This window comes from Oleiphilus sp. HI0117, assembly GCF_001635235.1.
Genome location: NZ_LWGA01000299.1, coordinates 1 through 424, shown reverse-complemented (window position 1 = coordinate 424; position 424 = coordinate 1). Strand labels below are relative to the sequence as shown.

The 424-nt window shown below is 47.9% G+C and carries 1 protein-coding gene; it reads right to left on the bottom strand.

Features of this window, described 5'->3' with window-relative positions:
- Positions 1–424: L-dopachrome tautomerase-related protein (locus A3757_RS03750; RefSeq protein ID WP_197469726.1), on the bottom strand; the 424-nt coding region annotated here is incomplete at both ends.

The following is a 424-nucleotide window of genomic DNA, read 5'->3' as shown; positions in this document are numbered from 1 at the left end:
GCGCACTAGCAGTAACGTATAACCAGCCATTCGGGCCGAAGCTGAAACCATCAGGCCAGCGAAGCTTCTTGTCTTTGTAAAGTGTTTGTATGGAACCATCAGAGCGCATCTGTATGATAGCCGAATGCTCCAGATCGCTGATGTATAGAGTGTCCTCATCATCGATAGTGATGCCATCGCTCATGGTCTTTTCACCAAAAGCTTCGATTTTAGTTTTCAGCGCTTCTGCACTTAGTGCAGGATTATTCAAATCACTTACCCGTACGCGCCACATCTTCTCGTCGGTAACGGGAGCAAAGTAAAGCCATTCTTCGTTGCGGTCTAGCGCAATAGAGTCAACGCCAGGGCGAATAGCAAAAACACCAAACATCAGCATTTTCACACCTTCGACATGAGGAACATAGTAGTCCGGGTCGACCGAGTC